We start from the raw sequence: 574 nt of genomic DNA on the forward strand, positions 1-574 counted from the left end.
CCAGTATTACGCTGTACGAAAACAGTGACTACCTCAAGGTCTACTCTTTTTCCGGCAATAAAGCGATTCCTGCCGATTTTCTCGTGCCGATTGATCAAGCCTTCGTCGGGCGTGTGTTCAAAAACCAACAACTGATCATTTGTGACGACGTTTCTCAATCCGACGAGCTAGATTGCGTCATGTTGACCTCCAGCGGTATGGGCACGTGTATGGATGCGCCGCTGATGCATGGTCAAATGTGCTTGGGTACGCTTAACGTCGCGCATCATCAAGCCCATTTTTATACCAAGGAACAAGCCGCACAGTTGCAATGCATTGCCAACTGGATAGCGTTGAACATTGCACTGCATATTCAGATCATGAAAATGGAGCACCTCGCCACCACCGACGATCTTACTGGCATTCCAAACCGCAGAGAGTTCATGCGTCAAATTGAGCATCGTCTTTCTGAATTTCGCACTCAAGGGATCAAATTCCACGTCGCGATTTTGGATTTAGATAACTTTAAAAAACTGAATGACAAGTTTGGGCACGACGCTGGCGACAAATCTCTCATCCATGCTGCCAATACCAT

At 47.0% G+C, this 574-nt stretch carries 1 protein-coding gene; it reads left to right on the forward strand.

The features are described from left to right. On the forward strand, positions 1-574 hold a 574-nt coding region (locus R8N47_RS27115), incomplete at both ends, for a sensor domain-containing diguanylate cyclase (RefSeq protein WP_318186357.1).

The sequence above is a fragment of the Vibrio sp. 2132-1 genome (assembly GCF_033344315.1).